Source organism: Lentibacillus sp. Marseille-P4043, assembly GCF_900258515.1.
Classification (GTDB): Bacteria; Bacillota; Bacilli; order Bacillales; family Amphibacillaceae; genus Lentibacillus_C.
In genome coordinates this window covers 432231-452055 of sequence record NZ_LT984884.1, presented here as the reverse complement: position 1 = coordinate 452055, position 19825 = coordinate 432231, and the positions used below count along the sequence as shown (strand labels likewise).

Here is a 19825-nt window from a genome sequence, read left to right as displayed (position 1 = left end):
TGATTTTTTTACATTAATGACAAACTAAAAAGGGGCGATTGGTATGAATTTTGTACATTGGTATGATTGGATAACACCGACGAATCCTTTTGCAGCAGTGTTCTTGAGTATGTTATTAATTCTTGGAGTTGCAATTATTGCTTGGTTTGAGGATAAGAAAAACTTTAAAACACCAATTCTGATATTGCTAACTGGATTTATCTTTTCGATTGTTGGAGTGTTTTTTCTTCATTCGATTGGATTTTATAAGTAATGAGCGAGGCTGATTATGTAGTAAAAAGGAGAAAGTGGGATTCGAACCCACGCGACGCGTAATGCGCCCTAACGCATTTCGAGTGCGTCCCCTTCAGCCGGACTTGGGTATTTCTCCAAGGGAAAAGTGGTGCTGGTGAGAGGATTTGAACCCCCGACCCCTTCATTACGAGTGAAGTGCACTACCAACTGTGCTACACCAGCATTAAATAATAATCATTTAAAATCACAAAGAAAATGATAATACATTTTCGCATTTTCTTCAACTAATATGCAACCGTGCAGCCATAATTTTTGCGGCCGCACGGTTATTCTTTCCCATTGTAGGGGCTTCCAGTTCCATTCTAGTTCTGATTAAAAAACCAAGATTTGAAATCTACTGCTTTAGCTTCTTGTTCTTCAACGCCCTTCATATAGTTAATTCTTCTTTGTGCTGATGCTTGTGTTACTTGCTCATCTGCATGATACGAAGAACGTACAAGTGGACCTGATTCACAGTGGCGGAATCCTTTTTCCAGAGCAATTTCCTTTAGCTCGGCAAATTCATCCGGATGATAATAGCGTTCTACATTCAAGTGCTTTTTCGTAGGCTGTAAATATTGTCCGATTGTCATAATGTCCACATCATGCGCTAATAAATCATCCATTGCTTGAATAATTTCTTCTTTTTCTTCGCCTAATCCAACCATAATACTGGATTTTGTTGGTGTTTTTGGGGCAATTTCTTTTACCCGCTGGAGCAATTGTAGCGAACGATCGTACATTGCTCTTGCGCGAACACGTTTGGTTAACCGGCGCACTGTTTCGATGTTATGGTTAAAAATATCTGGCTCACTGTCCATTAAAGTATGCAGGCTTTCATAATCACCTTTCATGTCAGATGGTAAGATTTCAATCGTGCAACCAGGGTTTGCCCGACGGATTGCCCGAACGGTTTCCGCAAATACGGCCGCACCACCGTCATTTAGATCATCCCGTGCTACGGCTGTAACAACGACGTGTTTCAAGCCCATGATAGCTACAGATTCAGCAACACGAGCGGGCTCTCCCCAATCCAATTCGTTTGGTAGTCCAGTTTTTACTGCACAAAAACGGCAACCACGAGTACAGGTATCCCCTAAAATCATAAATGTTGCCGTTTTTCGTTCACTCCAGCATTCGTGGATATTTGGACAGCGGGCTTCCTCACAAACCGTATTTAATTTCTTATCCCGCATTAATTTCTTAAGCCCTCTGTATGATTGATTCGTGTTGATTTTGGTTTTTAGCCAGTCTGGTTTTCGTATGTATTCTTCTTGTTTAGCCATTTAGTACACGCTCCTTAGATTATGTTTGAAGTTCCAATCGTTATTGCTATATTTTGCTTCAGCAAGCTGGTACACTTCATTCCATTGTTCAGTGGTTAGTTCAAATGGGAATAGCCCAATGTCTACCCCTGTTTCGAACCCTGTTTTAAACGCGTTTTTCATGGTGTCCATAGATACATGTTGTTTTGTTTCTTGATTGATTGTTGTTGCTTTTTGACCAAATGCCTTTCGTTTCCTTTCCCGGATTTCCTCACTTGGAAAGCAGAACAAATCAAAAAGCATTGTTTTATCAATGGACCGTGGTATTGATCCATGTTGCAGCAGTATCCCTTTTTGACGTGTCTGGGCGTTTCCCGATATTTTCTTCCCGCCTGCCATTAGCTCATACAAGGCGGGTTTTTCAAAGCACACGGCGGAGCGGCTCTTGTCTGTTTTGTTTGTTTCCGCATAATTTGCCGTGATACCTAACTTGGTATACCCTGCAAAAATGCCTTTTGAAAGTATGTAATAAGCTTCTCCGACCGATGCAGGGATATAAGGTTTATCTTCTGCAATGATAATGCTGTAGGTCAGTTCATCATCGTGTAAAACAGCGCTTCCACCTGTTAGACGGCGAACAAGGGGTATTTGATAGCGGTCTAATGCCTCCAGTTCAATTGCCTTATCAACATCCTGAAAATAACCTAAGGAAAGGCTTGGCGTAGACCACTGATAGAAACGTAAAATTGGTGGTATTTTCCCCTCACTATGCCATTGCAATAGCATCTCATCGAGTGCCATATTAACTGCTGCATCACATATCCCAGTGTCGATAAATCCCCATTCATCACGCACATGAATCGCCTCCTTATGTTGATGTTGGTACTGTTAGTAACCTGAAAAATAACGGGCTGCACCCAGTGGAGTGCAGCCCGTTTGTATGTATGATACATGCGACTACACTTCCCCACGCTGGTATTACCTAGATCGGGTGCGAAGGGTCAGAACGAAGATGTTCTTCTCAGCTCATGAAAGCTCCCCTAGTGATTTTTTTATTTTATTTAACAATTTCTATAGTAAAGGGATAGATGTAAATTGTAAAGCGAATTGGAAATTTTATCTGTTTCGGGAATTTTCCTGCTCAAATAGGTTGTTTTTGTAATTAACCATCTGTAATATATAATAAAATTCGTAATAAATGGGATTAATAGATTCATTTGTTAGAGCGGGGAGGAATAGGATTGAATAAAATAGTAGATATGCAGCAAGTTTCGTGGAAAAGGCAAGGAAAAACGATCTTATCAGATATCGATTGGAAGGTTGTAAATGGAGAACATTGGGCAATTCTTGGACTAAATGGGTCAGGCAAAACAACTTTATTGAACATGATAAACGGCTATATTTGGCCAACGAAGGGCAGGGTCAACATACTAGAGAAGCCATTTGGCCAAACGGATATCCGGGAGTTGCGAAAATCAATTGGCTGGGTCAGCTCATCCCTTCAAGAAAGAATGAAGGGGACAGAGCGCGTCGAGAATATTGTCGTCAGTGGAAAATTTGCGTCGATCGGGTTGTATGAAAATCCAACAGAAGCTGATTTTGCAAAGGCCTATCAACTTTTGGAACTACTTCACTGCAGTCATTTATGGGGAAGAGCCTATCAAACTTGTTCTCAGGGGGAGAAGCAAAAGATCCTTATCACACGAGGTTTGATGGGATCACCGGATTTACTTATATTAGATGAACCAACAAACGGCCTTGATTTTATTTCCCGTGAGGAATTAATGAATACTATTAACCAATTAGCTATACAGAAAAATGCACCAACGATCCTGTTTGTAACCCATCACATAGAAGAAATCATGCCTATTTTTACACATACACTCTTGCTAAAGCTGGGAACGGTTTATGGTAGGGGAAAACGAGAGGAGATGTTAACGAAAGAATATTTATCGTGCTTTTTTGATTTACCTGTTCAAATTGACTGGAGTAATGATCGAGCATGGATGACGCTTTAGTTACGGAAAAAGGCCTCTAATCATAAATAGAAGGCCTTGTATTATTTTCTGTCCTCGTATTCAAGCTTTGTCTTATCCTTAAAAGTAATCTCCACTTCAAATTTTGTATAATCATCTGGTAAGTCAAATGCTTTTAAAACTTGTTCTACAATTTCTGCCTTTTTTGTATCCTGGGTAATGGAAAGTTTTTTGACTTTAGGGTAGAGATCATGAAAGGCTTCCTCACCCTTCTTATAGACATCATTTACTGAGTCTTCTATTTTTGCATCAGCGAATTCGGTGTTGTATTCCCGTTCAATTTCTACCTCGTACTCCTTATCATTATTATAGCTAACTTCCAATTCGAAATCAGCATAATCCAGTTCTCCCATCATCTCGGCCATGTCTGTTTTGTTTTCACCATTACTATTCGCATTACTATCTTGGTTCTGCACATTCGAATTGGCACCGTCATCACTAGGGGCACTGCTGTCATTTTGTTGACTTCCACATGCAGTTAATAGTATGAATAGTGACAATGCGAGGATAATATGTATGAATCGTTTCAATTCAAATTCCTCCAATTACAACCATTATATATTACTACTCAACTTTCGCACCGATAAAGTAAGATCAAACAGTTGGCTGAGGCAAATTTTGAACGTCTCTAATAATCGCCTTGACAACTCTGTTAAACATAAAGACTGTTAAGATTGAGACTGCGATTACTCGCCCTATTGAGAACATTTGCTGATTTATATACAAAATGCGAAGTAACTAAGAAATTGCTCCCTCGCCGTTCCGGAAATACACTACGCTTTCCGGGGGCGGCTGCTGAGCCTCCTCGTGCTAACGCACTGCGGGGTCTCACCTAGGCCTTTCCTCCCCCAGGAGTCTCCGCGTATTTCCTCCACTGGTATTGCATTTACTACCATTAACTGTAGTAGTATGTGTTCTACCAAGCCACATTCTACCGCTTCACTAGCCCGGGTGAGTGGAGAGTGGTGACTCCTCGAAAAAGAAAAGCACTTTTTCTTCGTGCGATGTATCGCTGGCGTAGCCTTCCTTGTCCTGCGGGAACAATGGTTTTCGGTGGGGCGAGTTAGCGCAGCCCCAGCACGTGTCCGAAGACCCCGCAGAGTGGTTTTCTCGAGGAGGCTGAGGCCGTGCCCGCGGAAAGCATCCACCCGGAACGATCCCGGACGGCGGGAAATGCGCGTATTTATAGAAAAGAGCCCAGCAGTCGCAGTTTGTTTAAATGCGATTAATCCAAAGTCAACTTGAGCAATGAATCTCCATCCTTCCTCATTTTATCAAGGCTTATTTGTCTATTTCACGCTGCGAAAGTTGAGTTACTATTTTGCCCTTTTGGGGGATAAATTAAACAATGATTAGGATAAGACAAAAAAGGTAAAAGATAATTAGAGGTGATAATAAAGTTATGTTCACATTCGATTCATTTTCTTCTCGATTAGTATTCTCAATTATTATATTAATCATTTTGCTGTTTATTATCTATCGATTTCGAACTGGCAAAAACACGGAGAAAGGTTCACTTGCTATGATGAAAGAAAGATTGGAAAAAGGGGAGATTTCACGGGAGGATTATGATGAAGCAAAGAGAAGGCAGGGAAAATGATTGGTTTAGCATGAAGTAAGTGCACCGGCTGCTGTCAGCAACAGCATGCAGATGCACTTTTTTATTCAATAATTAGCGTGTACCAGAGCTAACACTGGTATTATGGATGCTTTTCTGGATTAGCTCCTTAATCTCAGCCAATTTACCCTGATGCAACAATTCCACGATTTTACTTCCAACAATAACCCCATTACAAGCAGATCCTAGTTCCTTTGCCTGTTTTGGGTTCGATACACCAAACCCTGCTAAAACAGGAACGTCAGTCATTTCTGTTAATCCTTGCAAGTATTCCTTTATATTCGTCTGATGGGCAGCTCGAGCTCCGGTTGTTCCTTTAACCGAAACAGCGTATAAAAAGCCTTCTGTCCGCTTGGCTATTTCTTGGAGACGTTCCCTTGGGCTAGTTAAAGAAGCCAAGCGAATCAATGCGATTGACTTTTCATGTAAATGGTCGACCACGAGTGCTTCTTCTTCAAGTGGTAAATCAGGAATAATAACACCGTCCACGCCTGCCTGCTCACAATCCGCTGCAAACTTTTCGATACCATATTGGTAGATTGGATTCAAATAGGCCATAAATATGATTGGCATACTAAGCTTATCCCTAAAGCCTTCTAATGTCCTAAAAACAGAAGCGAGCGTTGTCCCGTTATCCAGTGCTCGAATACCTGCCTCTTGAATAGTTGGGCCGTCTGCTACTGGATCAGAAAAGGGGATGCCAAGCTCTACTGCAGAAGCACCACATTCCTGCAAAAATAATAAACGCTCTTCTAAACAATCTAATCCACCATCACCAGCCATTATATAAGGGACAAATAACTTCTGCCCAGTGACTAATTTTTTCTGAAAAACTTCCTGAATATGCTGTTTACCCATTTTTGTTTCCCTCCAATGCAGCTTTTACTTGTTCGACATCTTTATCACCACGGCCTGATAGACAAATGACTAGCGATTGGTCCGGGTCCATTTCTTTTGCCAGCTTTATCGCATATGCGACTGCATGGGCACTTTCCAATGCTGGAATAATTCCCTCCGTTTTGGATAAATACTGGAATGCCTCTAATGCTTCATCATCGGTAATCGATGTGTAGGTCACGCGTGATGTATCGCTTAGATGGCTGTGTTCCGGGCCAACACCAGGATAATCAAGGCCTGCTGAAATCGAGAATGCCTCTTGTATTTGCCCGTGCGTATCTTGTAATAGATGTGTCATCGTTCCATGTAGTACACCAATATCCCCCGCGGTTAATGTTGCCGCGTGTTTGTTTGATGCGATTCCGGCACCGCCAGCCTCAACACCATACAATTTTACAGTTTGATCTTGGATAAACGGATAAAACATGCCCATTGCGTTACTGCCGCCTCCAACACATGCGACAACAGCATCTGGTAGATTCCCAGTTTGATCTTGTATTTGTTTTCTCGTTTCCGCGCCGATGACGGATTGCAGATCACGAACAATTTTGGGAAAAGGATGTGGACCGACAACAGATCCTAAAATATAATGGGTATCTTCCACATGACTGACCCAGTAGCGCAATGCTTCGTTTACGGCGTCTTTTAATGTACCGCTACCTTGTGAAACACTTTCAACCTTGGCTCCTAATAATTCCATCCGAAAAACATTTAGCTTTTGCCGGCGGATATCTTCTTCTCCCATAAATACGACACATTCTAGATCAAGCAGTGCACAAACAGTGGCTGTTGCGACGCCATGTTGTCCAGCACCTGTTTCCGCGACAACTTTTCGTTTACCCATTCGTTTGGTTAGTAACGCCTGCCCAACGGTATTATTGATTTTGTGTGCACCAGTATGATTTAAGTCCTCTCGTTTTAAGTAGATTTTTGGCCCACCAAGTTGGTTGGTGATATTTTCGGCATAATATAATGGCGTTTCTCGTCCAACATATTGCTTTAAATAATAGTCTAGTTCTTCGGTGAAATCAGGATCTTTCATTGCTATTTCATATGCTTCCTCTAATTCTAGCAAAGCAGGCATTAGTAGTTCCGGAACAAACCTGCCACCAAATTTCCCGTAACGTCCTTGTTTATCAGGCATTGTGTATGTTGTCAATTTGCTCATCCTTTCGTTTTGCGTTTATGATAAATTGTTTTATTTTGTTGACGTCTTTATGGCCATCTGTTTCCACACCGCTTGAAACATCAACACCGGAGGGGCGGGCAGACGCGATTGCATCCTGTACATTTTCTGGCTGAAGACCGCCGGCAAGGATAATTTTATCTGGATCTAGATTTACCTCTTTGAGCAAATCCCAATCAAATGTTGTGCCGTTTCCACCACGATTTGCACCTTTTGGACTGTCTAGCAAATAATAGTCACACGGGAATGTTTCCATTGCCGTGAAATTTTCCGGCTTCATGGAGAAAGCTTTTATAACTGGAGTACCTAGCGATTCCGCATATTCTGGTGTTTCATCTCCGTGTAATTGAATAAAATCGAGACCAACCTGCTTGGCAATGCTTCTTACTTTCTGTGATGGCTCATTAACGAAAACACCAACCTTTTTAACTGTCGAAGGAAGGGTGGCCGCTAACTCTGCAGCTTTAGCGGGTGTTATTTGCCGCTTGCTTGGGGCAAATACAAACCCAATAAAATCCGCCCCTGCCTGAACTGCTATATCTGCCGTTTCCTGCGTTGTAATCCCACAGATTTTAACGAGCATGTGGGATCTGTCCCTTCGAAAGCGGAACCCGCAAATCTTGAAATGTTTTGGTAAGGTTATCAGATCGCATCAATGTTTCGCCGACTAATACACCCTTTACTCCAACATTCTCCAATCGCTCCACATCAGCACGCGATTTGACCCCACTTTCTCCAATCAGTAGTGCTGATGAATTTTTGACCATTGGCGTAAGTTTTTCCGTCACATACAGGTCAACTTCAAATGTTTTTAAATTACGATTGTTGATCCCAATGATGTCGGCATCAAGTTCTACAGCAATCTCCATTTCTTCCTCATTGTGCACCTCACAGAGTACATCGAGGTGTGAACTTTTAGCGTAGTTGTAAAGTTTCTGCAATTGATCCCTTTCCAATGCGGCAACGATAAGTAGAATAATATTCGCCCCAGCTGCTTTTGCCTGATCAATCTGGATCCCATCAATCATAAAGTCTTTGCATAGTAAGGGAATGTCTACTGCTTCCCGTATCGCTCTTAAATCATCCATTGATCCGTGAAAAAATGTTTCATCGGTTAATACGGAAATGGCCCCTGCGCCCAGTGCTGCGTATTGCTTCGCTTGTTCGACTGGATCTACCTCCATTTGGATGGCACCTTTAGATGGTGATGCTCGCTTAATCTCGGCAATGACGTTCATATTTTGTGATTCCGCAAACGTCTTTCTAATGGAAGGGATTGTTTGTTTGGATGCATGGGTAAACTCACCTTCGTTTGCTTTTAATTGTGCTATTTCTCTTTGTTTCTGCTGTAAAATTTCATCTAAAATCGTCATTTATATCGCCTCACTATGAATTTTTTTACTGTATGAAATTAAGTTTTGCAATTTCTCCATTGCAGCACCTGACATGATGCTTTCTTTGGCCATTGCAACGCCTTCTTTGATCGTTGTTGCGGCACCATTCGCATATAAGCCAAGTCCAGCGTTTAATAGGACAGTGTCTAGATGAGGACCTGGGTTTCCTTTTAAAACGTTACGTAAAATTTCGGCGTTTTTCTTGGCATCTCCACCACGGATTTGATCGTTATCGTAAACAGGTAAATTCACTTCTGAAGGGTGAAGGGTGAACGATTTCACGTTTCCTTTATCAAGCAATGTAATGTGGTTATCGCCAGCAAGTGATGCTTCATCCATGTACCCCGCACCATTAATAACGATCGCACGCTCACGCCCAAGTTTGTTTAACGTTTCTGCCATCATTGGCAATACATCACGCCGATTTACCCCGAGTAATTGTGTGTTCAGTTCAACAGGATTTGTTAGTGGTCCAATTAAATTGAAGATCGTCGGAATCCGCAAATCCATTCTGACCTTCATGAAACGTTTAATTTTTGGATGGACATTTGGTGCAAATAGAAAAGCAATTTTATTTTCGTTTAAAATCTCTTCTACTTGTTCTTTTGATAACGCCAATGAAATACCCAATTGTTCCAGAACATCCGCACTGCCAGTTTTACTTGAAATACTGCGGTTGCCATGTTTCGCAACAGTTATGCCAGCGCCTGCGATGACAAATGCAGCGGTAGTACTAATGTTGAAACTATTGGAACCATCACCGCCAGTTCCGCAGTTATCCATCGCATTTGGGAAGCTGTTTGTTGTTTGTAATGAATGTTCGCGGATAATCTGAACAAGCCCAGCAATTTCCTCCGCTGTTTCACCTTTTGCGCGCAATGCAATCAGAAATGCACCAATTTCGCTGTCTGAAATTTGGTCTGTGAAGCATTGAGAAGCTGCTTCTTTCACCTCGTTTAATGATAAATCTTGTTTATTTGCCAATTTTTCAAGAAAATTTCTCATACCTAGTCTCCTCTCTCATCTCTGCTAAAAAGTTTCTAATGATTTTCTGGCCTGTATCAGTTCCGATTGATTCGGGGTGAAATTGTACACCATACACTGGATACCCCCGATGTTTGATGGCCATGATTTCATTGTCATCCATAGAGCTAGCGGTGATTTCAAGCTCCATTGGGAAGTCCGCCCGATCAACGATTTGTGAATGGTATCGCATCACCTCTAGCGGCTGGGGTAGGTAACTGAATAAACCTAGCCCGTTATGGGTAATTCTTGATGTCTTTCCATGTTTGATCGTATCGGCCTGCTTGATCTTCGCCCCTAACGCAGCCGCAATAACTTGATGGCCTAAACAAACACCTAAAATGGGTATTTTTTTATAAAAGGTATTGACCATTTCGATACAAATACCTGCTTGATCTGGTAATCCGGGTCCAGGAGAAATAACGATCGCATCCGGATTTAAAGTTTCTATTTCCTTTAGACTAATTTCATCATTGCGGACAACATTTACCTGTTCGTTTTCCTCAGAAAAATATTGATACAGGTTATACGTGAATGAATCATAGTTATCAATGAGTAAGATCATATTGGGCCACCTCCATTAATGATTTCGCTTTGTGTAATGTCTCTTGAAATTCCTTTTCCGGATTCGAGTCATACACAATTCCAGCACCAGCCTGTAAGTAGGCGATTTCTTCTTTTATGACAAGGGAACGAATTGCAAGTGCAATGTTAAGATCGTGATTGAAGTTGATATAACCGATCCCACCAGCATAGACGCCGCGTTTCGTTTCTTCCAATTCATTAATGATTTGCATTGCGCGAATTTTCGGCGCTCCAGACACAGTACCCGCCGGGAGGCATGCGCTCAGTGCTTCCAAGCTTGACATCCCTGCTTTTAACTTTCCATGAACTTCGGAGACAATGTGCATCACATGCTGATATTTTTCTATTTTCATATAGGTTGGAATCGTAATACTGCCAACCTCACATACACGGCCAAGATCATTTCTGCTTAAATCGACCAACATCCGATGTTCCGCAAGTTCTTTTTCGTCTGTGAGAAGCTCTTTTTCCAGCATCGCTTCTTCTTCCTCTGTCTGTCCGCGTGCTCGTGTTCCTGCGATTGGATTGGTGATAACTGTATTACCTGACGTTTGAATTAAACTTTCTGGTGAGGCACCTAATACGAGATATTCGTCAAAATCGATATAAAACATATAAGGAGAAGCATTTGCCTTTCTTAGCTTTCGATAAAAAGAAAAGGGATTGCCGGAAAATCTTGCTTTCATCCGTTGCGATAATACAACTTGAAAGATGTCTCCTCGCTGAACCCGCTCTTTAGCAGTCTTAACTTTTTCTTTGAATGCTTCTTCCGTGATTTCCGGTTGAAAGTGAACAGGCTCAATTTCATCAGTGTCAAGTTGTTTTTGATTGCTATTTAGTACATCCTGTAAACGTTCCAGACGCTCATCAAGTACTTTTTCTGGCCGGCCGTCAAGGTTCATTGCAACCAAATAAACAGTTTCGGTCCGGTGCTCAAAAACAATGACATCTTGATAAAGCATCAGATGAATGTCAGGCATGTTTTGCTCATCCGGCAAAGCTTCGCCAATGTCCTCGAATTGCCGAATGGCGTCATAGCCAATATAGCCAATAGCTCCGCCGTAAAAGGGGAAGGGGAGGTTGGTTTCTATTTTTGGTAAATTTTTTCGGACGTACTGTAATGCCTCTTCGGATAAATTCTTCTGCTCGCCACTGCCATGGTGCAAAATCCTTGTAGTGCCCCCTTCGCCAATAATTTCTTGATATGGATTTGCTCCAATAAATGAAAATTTTCCTTTCTGTTCATGTTGGAATGAACTCTCTAACAGGAATTTTTTCTTACCGGTTAATCGGCTAAAGATCGTGATTGGTGTTAGTGTATCGGCATTTTGCTTGATTACTTTATATGGGAGAGTTGTCATATGTTAAAACCCCTTTCGTTTTTGATGAAATAAAAAAGTCCTCTATAAACACATGTGGATGTGTTTATAGAGGACGATTATGACCGCGGTGCCACCTCTGTTGAAAACCGGCTAATGCTGGCTTTCATCTTGTTCGGATACGGGATTAAGCTGTTCTTCTACAGCTATGTCTAGCGCATACGCCGCTATACGGTTGTTTCCGCTTTTCCTTATATCCTATCCGTATAACGGCGGAGCTCCGTGTTTCCCTACTTTTGTTCAAGAAACCTCTCGTAAGGCCATTCAGCTTTTATCCACGTGCCGGAATTACACCACCACCGGCTCTCTGTAACGCTTCAGGAAAAGCTTACTCTTCTTACTCAGCGATTTTTATATATGCAGTTACGTATTCTGGGTACACAAAAAGGTCCCCCAATCCCAAAAGGACGAGGAACCCGTGGTACCACCTTTATTAGCTAAAAAACAGCTCACTTTGGTAATATCAAGTATCATTACTTAATATTTGTCTCTTGTAACGATGAGACGTTCGCCAAAGCCTACTGCAATTATGGTTCGGTTTGGAAGTTCAGAAGTCCATTCGTCTAACCAATACTGCTAGTTTACACCAACCACCAGCTCTCTAAAAGTACTTGGATAGAGTACTATTCTTCGTCATCACTGTTCGTGAATTTAATTATTGAGATTAATAATAGGGCAATTACTTTTAGATGTCAAGGGAAAAATGAATTTTTGCAAGATTTTTTTCTTAATCATTTTTTAGTTTGTCTGTTTTTGCATTGTTTGTTGCTTGTGAAAAAATATTAATTAGACACAACTTCAAAAACAACAATCTTTTAGAAATAGTTTTTATTTTTGTGGTAAGTATCTGACTATGGTCCAGTGACTATATAAGAACAGATTATAAATCGTATCAGAAATGGTATAATTAATATGTACAGAAATTCTGCAATTCAGGGGGGAGTAGTATGACGGAATCTAATAATATTGGATTAATGGATAAAGATAAACTGTTAAACATATTTGATTATCTAAACGAACGACTGAAAGAAAACCAGCTTCAGCTTGAGCTAACTATTTATGGCGGTTCCATTATGACAATGGTGTATGACAATAGACCAGCCACTAAAGATATTGATTGTGTATTTAGCGAAACAAATGCAAAATTGTTAGAAAACATATTAACCCTTACCAAATTCACTTTTAATCTTTCTGATGGATGGATAAATGAGGAGATTAAAGAACCGCTGAAATCCATTCTTAAAGAAGATAAAGAGACTTATAAAATATACTCAAACCTAAAAATACTGAAACCTCAAGCAGAACAACTGCTGGCGATGAAACTATTAGCCGCCAGACCTGAACCTGCCAAAGATTTTGTAGATGCGTATATACTATGTAAAGATTTAAATATTACAACAAAAGAGGAACTTCTAAATGTTTTTAGTAATTATATACCATTAACTCTAATTGGGGAAAGACAAATGATGTTCATAAAATATTTAGGAGAGGATTTAGGTTATGATTGGGAATAAGCATTTGCAATCCTTATTTGCGTATTCAGATGAAGATACGGCATTAAACCAATTATTGGAACTGATAAAGTCAAAAGACGAACAATTTATTAAAAGCCTGGGTACACCGGTGGAAATAAATTTATGCAATGAAGCAGAATTGAAATACTTAACGAAGGTGTCACCATTAATAGATTATTATTTGCAAATTCAGGGTATAGAGGTCCCAAATTGGCTTAGAGATGAGAAATTAAAGTTTGATAAACCTTATTATTTCCCCAAACGAATAAGTGATTTTGAGAAACTAAAGCTACAGTATACAAATCCATCTCCCTTTAGGGCAAAAAATGTCTATTATGATTTGAGCGGAATTGAAAGGGTTTGAAAAATAGGGTCGCACTCTCTTGGAGTTAATTGTTTTCGCCGAAATAAAGCGCACTGCCCATTACAGGCAGTGCGCTTGACTCGTTTTCCTGATTTCAGGTTTATGCTGTCGCAAACAAGCTATTTTATGCTATTTTAAATACATGAGAATTTTATTTATTTTAAGGTATTAGATCTTATAGGGTTAAAGTATAAGAAAAAGGGAGTTCTGGTGATGACAAAGAAAAAAGTGGGAATTATTTTTGGCGGTAAATCCGCAGAACATGAAGTATCCCTACAGTCGGCGAAAAATATTGTGGAAGCAATTGATAAAGATAAATATGATGTTGTATTAATAGGCATTGATAAACAAGGAAAATGGCATTTGAATGACCAATCTTCTTATTTATTAAATGCAGAAAACCCGAAACTAATTCAGTTAAATAAATCGAATGAAAATGTGGCAATTGTTCCTGGTGAGAACGGAAATCAACTGATTAATGCAGCAAGTGCTGTAAGTCTTGATCAACTGGATGTGGTATTTCCAATAGTGCACGGGACGCTAGGGGAAGATGGAAGTTTGCAAGGGATGTTACGCATCGCAAATCTCCCGTTTGTCGGACCAAGTGTGTTGGGCTCATCGATCTGTATGGATAAGGAAATTGCTAAACGCCTTTTGGAGGCATCAGGTATAAACGTTGCCAAAGGTTTTGCATTTACACGAGCCAAGAAAGACAAAATTGTTTATGAAGATATTGTCGCGCATTTAGGAAAGCCAATGTTCATTAAACCAGCAAATCAAGGGTCATCAGTTGGCGTCAGCAAGGTTTCCACTAAGGAAGAGTTTGAAAAGGGGATTGCAGCTGCATTTCAATATGATCATAAAGTAATCATTGAAGAAAATGTTGTCGGCCGTGAAATTGAATGTGCCGTACTTGGCAATGAAGAGCCTACTTCATCTTTACCAGGTGAAATTCTACCAAATACAGAGTTTTACTCATATGAATCGAAGTATATTGATGAGAAAGGCGCGGAATTAGCAATACCGGCTGAGTTGCCTGAGGAAATGGTTAAAAAAGTTCAACAAGTTGCGGTAGATGCATTCACAACACTTCAGTGTGAAGGACTTGCTCGTGTTGATTTCTTCCTAACCGATTCAGGTGACATTTACGTGAATGAGGTGAACACGTTACCGGGCTTCACCAGAATTAGTATGTATCCAAAATTGTGGGAAGTAAGTGGTATTTCCTATCCGGAATTGATTGATAAGTTGATTGAGCTAGCAATAGAGCGACATGAAAATGATAGAAAGCTGAAAAGTGCTGTTTGGGATGAGGAATAAGTGATAAATATTAAAAGACATCATAGGTTATAAAAACCTTTGATGTCTTTTTACTTACGTTATCCTTTAAACGTCGAAAACTTCTCAACAACCGAAATTCTATCTTTTTTGACTGGCCCTTTATCAAAATAGCCAAGATGTAGAAGGCCAACAATTTTTTCATCTTCGCCTACATTTAAGATTTCCTTCATTTTCGGGTCGTATATGTGGGGGTTTGTTTTCCATACAACACCAAGCTGTTTTTCCCATGCTAATAGCCAAAAGTTTTGGATCATACTTGCAGTGGCACCGAAGTTTTCATCGTATTGTTTTTCCGTTTCGGGAACTTGCATAATGATAGCGAGGAATGCATTTGGTTCATTTAGATATTCTTCGCGGTTTTCTTGCCTTTCTTCTGGATAGGTTGCAGCAACTTGTTTGGCAAAGCTTTGTTTTTGCTCTGGTTCGATAAAAATAAAGCGCCATGGTTGTCGTAGCCCATGGGTTGGTGCCCAAATTGCATCTTCTAATAGTTCCAACACGGCTTCTTTTGTTACAGGTTTATTATTGTAGCCTTTTTTTACGGATCGTCGTTCGCGGATAACTTCTGCAATTGTAGTTTGCTCTTTTACTTCTTCCACTAAAATCATCTCCTTTGTAATACCGACGCATAAATGATAATTATTATCAATTAAAGTAAGTGTAACCGAAAAGGTGATTTAAATCAAAGAAGATTAGTTTTTCTCCACTTTTTGAAAATAGCTAGCTTATAAAAGATTGTTGTTTTCTGCACAGTGGATATATAATGCGCAATAATCACCGCTACGGAAATACACTTCGCTTTCCGGGGGCGGGAAATGAGCGTACCTATGGAAAAGAGCCCAGCAGTTACTGCGCATTATATATCTACTACGAAATTAAAAGGCAATAAATATTTCGAAAAAGAGACTCGTAAATATATATTAAGTGTGATGGTCATCACGTTATTTGATGGATGTTTCAGATATACTATGGGTGATTAAACTAGGAACTATAAAATTGTTGGAGGGGTAGTGACTTAAATGGAACTTATTTCTGTTTCACATGAACTAACGAAGCCAGTGGAAGCTAAAAGAGTTTTCCGCGATGAGGAACGGGAAATTATGCATATCAAGCTTATGGAAGGTGAAGTAGTAAAAGAACATGATTCACCTAAGCACGTGTTTATTTTTGTGAAAAGCGGTAGTGTGGAATTTACAGTTAATAATGAAACACACACCATTAATGCAGAAACCATTTTGCATATGGATCCAAAAGAAAGACATGCACTAAAAGCGTTAAGCGATGTTTCCATTCTTGTTATGAAATGTTAGTTAACCAAACTTCTATGGTCGATCGAGGTGAATAAATTGCTAGATGTGCAGTTGGAAGGGAAGCGAGCTGTTATTGATGTTCGTGAGCGGATTCTCAAGGGGGAGCATCCGCGAAATGAAATTTTTGATTATGTGAAGCAAGCTCCAGTAGGAACGATATTCGAAATCCATTTGCCACATCAAGCCCCACCGTTGATTGGTGGGTTAGAAAGGTTTGGCTTAAATGTGGTAGTCGATCAGCCTGAATTGGGTCATTTTCGGATGGTAACGGTGAAACTGGATGAAATTTAGGTGAAAAATGCAGTTATCCTAACGGAATAGCTGCATTTTTTCAAAGACACGTAAAACTCATTATGAAATGATATAATGCAGGCAAGCCAAAAAGTGAAGGAGGATGCATGATGGATAAATTCATGGAGCGTGCTATTGAATTGGCAACAGAAAACGTGCAGGAAGGCGGTCAGCCGTTTGGGGCTGTATTAGTCAAAAATGGCCATCTTGTGGCAGAAGGGGTGAACGAATTACATAAGCGTTTTGATGTAAGTGCCCATGCGGAAATGCTAGCAATAAGACGTGCACAGAAAAAGATGCATACAACCGTTTTGGAAGGGTATACCATGTATGCAAGCGGTGAACCGTGCCCAATGTGTTTAACTGCCATGAGCTTTGCCGGAATCGATCAGGTTTATTATTGTAATTCAGTCGATGATGCAGTTGATGCGGGACTAGGAAAGTCGAAGGAAATCTATGATGACTTGCAAAAGACAAAGGAAGAGCGGTCAATAAAGATGGAACAAATGCCGCTAAGTGACGGGCAAAAGGATCCGATGAAAATTTGGAAGAAACAATCATAACTTCTAGAAACTATTGACAGTAACAATTCACACCGGTATGATAAAAACAATAATATATGAAGGAGGTTCTATCCTGCAATGAAGTAAACCCATGTTTATTCCAATTAATCTTGAGAATAGTATCAAGATAACGTTTCTGTGAATGAAACAAATGGGATACGTGTGTACTTTTGCAGGATAACCGTACTTTACGGAAGTTTAATAGCCAAAATGTGTTTTGACTGACCACTCGGCTGTTTTATCTACCGCTTTTATTTTGGTATATCCATATCTCCATTGCATTCATTCGCAGGACAGAATCCTGTGTTTTTTTATGAAAAAAATGAGTGGGGGTATGGATATGTTTATTTTTAAAGCAAAGGGGCTTCGGAAGGAATGGAACGGAAAAGCATTATTTAATGATATCGATCTAGAACTTAAAAAGGGGGAGCATGTTGCATTATATGGACGGAATGGTTCAGGGAAAACGACATTATTAAATGGATTGCTCGAACGGTTACAATTTGAGGATGGGGACATAACACGGTTTGTTCCGCTTGAGCAATGGGGAATGCTTGAGCAAAACCCGAATGTTGATCCATCCATTACGGTAATTGATTATGTTCAATCAGCTGCAGAAAATCGCTATTACTTAAAAAAAGAACTCGAACAAATTCAAGTAAAATTAGGCAATTCTAATACCGAATTACTAGATGAATATAATACGATTTATAATCAGTTTTTAACATTGGACGGATATAACCTTGAAAGTGAAGCAGAAAGGTGCCTACAAGAGGTTAACCTAGATGAGTTAACATGGGAAAATTCCTTTCAGCAGTTAAGTGGTGGGCAGAAGACACGAGTACAGTTAGCCTGTCTAATGATGCAGAATCCGGCATGCATTTTGATGGATGAGCCGACAAATCATCTGGATAAGGAGACAATTGAATGGCTGGAAGAGTGGCTACAAAACTTTACTGGAGCAGTATTATTTGTCTCACATGACCGGTACTTTTTAGACAAAACAGCCCATCAAATCTATGAACTTACATTTGATGAATGCAGGCGATATGCCGGTGGGTATACAGACTACCGTAGACAAAAGGATATAGAACTGCAAACCCAGGAAACTCTTTATCGGAAACAGAGGCAAAAACGAGAAGAACTGTTGCAAACTATTCAGCGGTATCAGCAGTGGTTTCAACAAGCACATAAGGCTGCCGGACAAAACGATTTTGCACGGTCAAAAGCGAAAAAGAATGTGTCCCGGTTTAAAGCTAAGGAAAAAGAATTGGATCGGCTGGAAGCAAATCGAGTAGCAAAACCGCAATCCGATAAGCAGTTGCAGTTAAACTTGGAAGGGAGTGGATTTTCGGCAAGGCGACTTTTGCATATCGACAATATTACGTTTTCTTATCCTGACAAAGAAACACTTTTTACCGACTTTACAACATCCGTAAATAGAGGAGATCGTCTTGCTGTTGTAGGTCCAAACGGTTCTGGTAAATCAACACTGCTAAAACTTGCTATTGGCAAACAACAACCAACGCAAGGGACGGTGACATATAACCCACAAACAAAAATTGGCTACTTTGCCCAAGAACTGGACAATTTAGATGGTGAGAAAACAATTCTTGATAGTATGCTGGAATTGCCGGATATGACACAATCAGAAGCACGTACCATACTTGGGTGTTTTTTATTTTCACGAGAAACAGTATACAAAAAAGTCAACGATCTAAGCATGGGAGAAAAGTGCCGTGTCGCATTTCTTCACTTGTATTTCAGTGAAGCAAACCTTCTTGTCTTAGATGAGCCAACAAATTTTTTAGATGTGGATACAAAAGAAATTATGGAGGAAGTATTAGCTTCCTACCCTGGGGCTATTATGCTTGTTTCTCATGATCGATATTTAATAAAAAGAGTAGCAAACCGAATTATTGAACTTGGTAATGGTGACATTGTTGACTATCATGGGGATTATAATGCTTTTCTAGAGCATAAAATGATGAGAATGCAGGATGTGAATAAAGAAAATGAAATCCGCGAGTTAGAACTTAAACTAACACAATTAGTGACAATGGATGATGAAACAAAGCGAAGGCAAACACTTGAAGAAATAAAGGAGGTTAGAGAAAAACTTGATGAATTGAAACAGTAGACTCACTGAAATCAAGTGGTAAAGGCGGGTATCAAGAAAAATGTTACCCGCCTGATAAAGCTGCCGTCATAACAGACACAAAGCTGTGACAAAAAAGTTACGTAAAGTGGCGAATGTCACAGCGCTACATGGTACCAATTAGTGTATGATAATAATATAGGTAGAATTTGTTAGTTGGAGGTAAGTAACCCGTGACATTCTATATGTTTCTAGTCTTTATACATATTTTTTCTGCAATATTAGGAATGGGGCCTGGTTTTGTTATGATTTATATCGTAACAAAAGCAACCACGATGACAGAATTACGCCACGCTTATGTAATACGAAACCGGCTGCACATTTTTGTGATGGTTGGAGGAACGTTGCTACTCGTAACCGGGTTATGGATGGGAGCTTTAAACCCGTATCTATTCCATGCTGGTTGGTATGTAACAAGTTTAATCCTTTTCTTAATCGCACTCGGTTTTGGACCAACTGTTTTGTCGCCAAGGTCGAAGCCGGTCAAAGCACTTTTGAAGAATTATGCTGGTGATGACATTCCAGATGAGTACTATGTCTTATCGAAGAAGTTATTTTTTTATGAACGAATAGAGAATGTTATTTTTTTAATCGTGATTGCGTTGATGATCACCAAACCGTTTTAGGG

The 19825-nt window shown here is 40.1% G+C and carries 22 protein-coding genes, 2 tRNA genes, 1 riboswitch and 2 other annotated features; of the genes, 11 read left to right on the top strand and 13 right to left on the bottom strand.

All coding sequences use genetic code 11. From position 1 onward, the window contains the following. Window positions 1-43 precede the first annotated feature (43 nt). Window positions 44-253 carry a hypothetical protein gene (locus tag C8270_RS02450; RefSeq protein ID WP_106495110.1) on the top strand — a complete coding sequence of 70 codons (210 nt, stop codon included), beginning with the start codon at window positions 44-46 and terminating at the stop codon, window positions 251-253. A gap of 26 nt (window positions 254-279) precedes the next feature. Here C8270_RS02450 and C8270_RS02445 read toward each other — a convergent pair. From C8270_RS02445 to C8270_RS02430, 4 genes are all read right to left on the bottom strand, one after another. Continuing rightward, a tRNA-Ser gene (locus C8270_RS02445) sits at window positions 280-370 on the bottom strand. A 10-nt stretch (window positions 371-380) separates the two neighbouring features. Continuing rightward, window positions 381-456 (bottom strand) — tRNA-Thr (locus C8270_RS02440). A 140-nt stretch (window positions 457-596) separates the two neighbouring features. Continuing rightward, the gene (lipA, locus tag C8270_RS02435) at window positions 597-1559 is read right to left on the bottom strand and encodes a lipoyl synthase (RefSeq protein ID WP_106495107.1); all 963 of its coding nucleotides are present in this window, start codon (window positions 1557-1559) and stop codon (window positions 597-599) included. Further along, window positions 1560-2393 carry a lipoate--protein ligase family protein gene (locus C8270_RS02430; RefSeq protein WP_106495104.1) on the bottom strand — a complete coding sequence of 278 codons (834 nt, stop codon included), beginning with the start codon at window positions 2391-2393 and terminating at the stop codon, window positions 1560-1562. Between the two features lie 92 nt (window positions 2394-2485). After that, a riboswitch (TPP riboswitch) is annotated at window positions 2486-2590 on the bottom strand. A gap of 189 nt (window positions 2591-2779) precedes the next feature. Here C8270_RS02430 and C8270_RS02425 point away from each other — a divergent pair. Further along, window positions 2780-3556: an ABC transporter ATP-binding protein gene (locus C8270_RS02425; RefSeq protein WP_106495102.1), complete on the top strand. Its 777-nt coding sequence runs from the start codon at window positions 2780-2782 to the stop codon at window positions 3554-3556. 41 nt (window positions 3557-3597) lie between these two features. On the opposite strand, the gene C8270_RS02420 is transcribed toward C8270_RS02425, so the two are convergent. Continuing rightward, a complete protein-coding gene (locus C8270_RS02420) occupies window positions 3598-4104 on the bottom strand; it encodes a YusW family protein (RefSeq protein ID WP_106495100.1) in 507 nt (168 codons plus the stop codon). A gap of 872 nt (window positions 4105-4976) precedes the next feature. Here C8270_RS02420 and C8270_RS02415 point away from each other — a divergent pair. Then, window positions 4977-5174: a hypothetical protein gene (locus C8270_RS02415; protein WP_106495097.1), complete on the top strand. Its 198-nt coding sequence runs from the start codon at window positions 4977-4979 to the stop codon at window positions 5172-5174. Between the two features lie 72 nt (window positions 5175-5246). Here the strand turns inward: C8270_RS02415 and trpA are convergent, their stop codons facing one another. Genes trpA through trpE form a run of 7 tightly spaced genes read right to left on the bottom strand, consistent with a single transcriptional unit; the run spans window position 5247 to window position 11638 of the window. Then, the gene (gene trpA / locus C8270_RS02410; protein WP_106495094.1) at window positions 5247-6050 is read right to left on the bottom strand and encodes a tryptophan synthase subunit alpha; all 804 of its coding nucleotides are present in this window, start codon (window positions 6048-6050) and stop codon (window positions 5247-5249) included. Beyond that, the gene (gene trpB, locus C8270_RS02405; RefSeq protein WP_106495092.1) at window positions 6043-7248 is read right to left on the bottom strand and encodes a tryptophan synthase subunit beta; all 1206 of its coding nucleotides are present in this window, start codon (window positions 7246-7248) and stop codon (window positions 6043-6045) included. The genes trpA and trpB overlap by 8 nt, the downstream gene beginning before the upstream one ends. Next, window positions 7226-7858: a phosphoribosylanthranilate isomerase gene (locus C8270_RS02400; RefSeq protein WP_106495090.1), complete on the bottom strand. Its 633-nt coding sequence runs from the start codon at window positions 7856-7858 to the stop codon at window positions 7226-7228. Before C8270_RS02400 ends, trpB begins: the two co-directional genes overlap by 23 nt. Continuing rightward, entirely contained in the window at window positions 7848-8648 is an 801-nt protein-coding gene (gene trpC, locus C8270_RS02395; protein ID WP_106495088.1) for an indole-3-glycerol phosphate synthase TrpC, read from the bottom strand. The genes C8270_RS02400 and trpC overlap by 11 nt, the downstream gene beginning before the upstream one ends. Beyond that, window positions 8649-9674 carry an anthranilate phosphoribosyltransferase gene (gene trpD, locus C8270_RS02390; protein WP_106495086.1) on the bottom strand — a complete coding sequence of 342 codons (1026 nt, stop codon included), beginning with the start codon at window positions 9672-9674 and terminating at the stop codon, window positions 8649-8651. After that, a complete protein-coding gene (locus C8270_RS02385) occupies window positions 9658-10257 on the bottom strand; it encodes an anthranilate synthase component II (RefSeq protein ID WP_106495084.1) in 600 nt (199 codons plus the stop codon). Before C8270_RS02385 ends, trpD begins: the two co-directional genes overlap by 17 nt. After that, window positions 10241-11638 (bottom strand): anthranilate synthase component I, encoded by a 1398-nt coding sequence (gene trpE, locus C8270_RS02380; RefSeq protein ID WP_106495082.1) that lies wholly within the window; start codon window positions 11636-11638, stop codon window positions 10241-10243. The genes C8270_RS02385 and trpE overlap by 17 nt, the downstream gene beginning before the upstream one ends. Before the next feature lie 66 nt (window positions 11639-11704). After that, window positions 11705-12010, bottom strand: a binding site (T-box leader). 46 nt (window positions 12011-12056) lie between these two features. After that, window positions 12057-12302, bottom strand: a binding site (T-box leader). Between the two features lie 301 nt (window positions 12303-12603). On the opposite strand from trpE, the gene C8270_RS02375 reads away from it, so the two are divergent. The 3 genes from C8270_RS02375 (at window position 12604) to ddlA (ending at window position 14854) form a co-directional block, all read left to right on the top strand. Then, on the top strand, window positions 12604-13170 hold the full coding sequence (locus tag C8270_RS02375) for a DUF6036 family nucleotidyltransferase (protein ID WP_106495080.1): 567 nt from the start codon (window positions 12604-12606) through the stop codon (window positions 13168-13170). Next, complete coding sequence (locus C8270_RS02370; RefSeq protein WP_106495077.1) at window positions 13157-13534, top strand: hypothetical protein; 378 nt, start codon at window positions 13157-13159, stop codon at window positions 13532-13534. Before C8270_RS02375 ends, C8270_RS02370 begins: the two co-directional genes overlap by 14 nt. 213 nt (window positions 13535-13747) lie before the next feature. Further along, the gene (ddlA, locus tag C8270_RS02365; protein ID WP_106495075.1) at window positions 13748-14854 is read left to right on the top strand and encodes a D-alanine--D-alanine ligase; all 1107 of its coding nucleotides are present in this window, start codon (window positions 13748-13750) and stop codon (window positions 14852-14854) included. Window positions 14855-14913: 59 nt separating this feature from the next. On the opposite strand, the gene C8270_RS02360 is transcribed toward ddlA, so the two are convergent. Next, entirely contained in the window at window positions 14914-15474 is a 561-nt protein-coding gene (locus tag C8270_RS02360) for a nitroreductase family protein (RefSeq protein ID WP_442785787.1), read from the bottom strand. Window positions 15475-15894: 420 nt separating this feature from the next. On the opposite strand from C8270_RS02360, the gene C8270_RS02355 reads away from it, so the two are divergent. The 5 genes from C8270_RS02355 (at window position 15895) to C8270_RS02335 (ending at window position 19823) form a co-directional block, all read left to right on the top strand. Further along, a complete protein-coding gene (locus C8270_RS02355; protein ID WP_106495071.1) occupies window positions 15895-16185 on the top strand; it encodes a cupin domain-containing protein in 291 nt (96 codons plus the stop codon). A gap of 27 nt (window positions 16186-16212) precedes the next feature. Then, on the top strand, window positions 16213-16476 hold the full coding sequence (locus tag C8270_RS02350) for an amino acid decarboxylase (protein WP_234028465.1): 264 nt from the start codon (window positions 16213-16215) through the stop codon (window positions 16474-16476). A gap of 110 nt (window positions 16477-16586) precedes the next feature. Next, complete coding sequence (locus C8270_RS02345; RefSeq protein WP_106495066.1) at window positions 16587-17039, top strand: nucleoside deaminase; 453 nt, start codon at window positions 16587-16589, stop codon at window positions 17037-17039. 340 nt (window positions 17040-17379) lie between these two features. Next, on the top strand, window positions 17380-19179 hold the full coding sequence (gene abc-f / locus C8270_RS02340) for a ribosomal protection-like ABC-F family protein (protein ID WP_106495064.1): 1800 nt from the start codon (window positions 17380-17382) through the stop codon (window positions 19177-19179). Between the two features lie 191 nt (window positions 19180-19370). After that, window positions 19371-19823 carry a DUF2269 family protein gene (locus tag C8270_RS02335; protein WP_106495063.1) on the top strand — a complete coding sequence of 151 codons (453 nt, stop codon included), beginning with the start codon at window positions 19371-19373 and terminating at the stop codon, window positions 19821-19823. The last annotated feature ends 2 nt before the right edge of the window (window positions 19824-19825 follow it).

What these genes read in the sequence shown, in the direction of transcription:
- C8270_RS02375 (WP_106495080.1), top strand. Translation starts at nt 12,604, where the DNA reads ATGACGGAATCTAATAATATTGGATTAATGGATAAAGATAAACTGTTA.
- trpE (WP_106495082.1), bottom strand. Translation starts at nt 11,638, where the DNA reads ATGACAACTCTCCCATATAAAGTAATCAAGCAAAATGCCGATACACTA.
- trpA (WP_106495094.1), bottom strand. Translation starts at nt 6,050, where the DNA reads ATGGGTAAACAGCATATTCAGGAAGTTTTTCAGAAAAAATTAGTCACT.
- C8270_RS02370 (WP_106495077.1), top strand. Translation starts at nt 13,157, where the DNA reads ATGATTGGGAATAAGCATTTGCAATCCTTATTTGCGTATTCAGATGAA.
- C8270_RS02385 (WP_106495084.1), bottom strand. Translation starts at nt 10,257, where the DNA reads ATGATCTTACTCATTGATAACTATGATTCATTCACGTATAACCTGTAT.
- C8270_RS02400 (WP_106495090.1), bottom strand. Translation starts at nt 7,858, where the DNA reads ATGCTCGTTAAAATCTGTGGGATTACAACGCAGGAAACGGCAGATATA.
- lipA (WP_106495107.1), bottom strand. Translation starts at nt 1,559, where the DNA reads ATGGCTAAACAAGAAGAATACATACGAAAACCAGACTGGCTAAAAACC.
- trpC (WP_106495088.1), bottom strand. Translation starts at nt 8,648, where the DNA reads ATGACGATTTTAGATGAAATTTTACAGCAGAAACAAAGAGAAATAGCA.
- C8270_RS02415 (WP_106495097.1), top strand. Translation starts at nt 4,977, where the DNA reads ATGTTCACATTCGATTCATTTTCTTCTCGATTAGTATTCTCAATTATT.
- C8270_RS02345 (WP_106495066.1), top strand. Translation starts at nt 16,587, where the DNA reads ATGGATAAATTCATGGAGCGTGCTATTGAATTGGCAACAGAAAACGTG.
- ddlA (WP_106495075.1), top strand. Translation starts at nt 13,748, where the DNA reads ATGACAAAGAAAAAAGTGGGAATTATTTTTGGCGGTAAATCCGCAGAA.
- abc-f (WP_106495064.1), top strand. Translation starts at nt 17,380, where the DNA reads ATGTTTATTTTTAAAGCAAAGGGGCTTCGGAAGGAATGGAACGGAAAA.
- trpD (WP_106495086.1), bottom strand. Translation starts at nt 9,674, where the DNA reads ATGAGAAATTTTCTTGAAAAATTGGCAAATAAACAAGATTTATCATTA.
- C8270_RS02450 (WP_106495110.1), top strand. Translation starts at nt 44, where the DNA reads ATGAATTTTGTACATTGGTATGATTGGATAACACCGACGAATCCTTTT.
- C8270_RS02355 (WP_106495071.1), top strand. Translation starts at nt 15,895, where the DNA reads ATGGAACTTATTTCTGTTTCACATGAACTAACGAAGCCAGTGGAAGCT.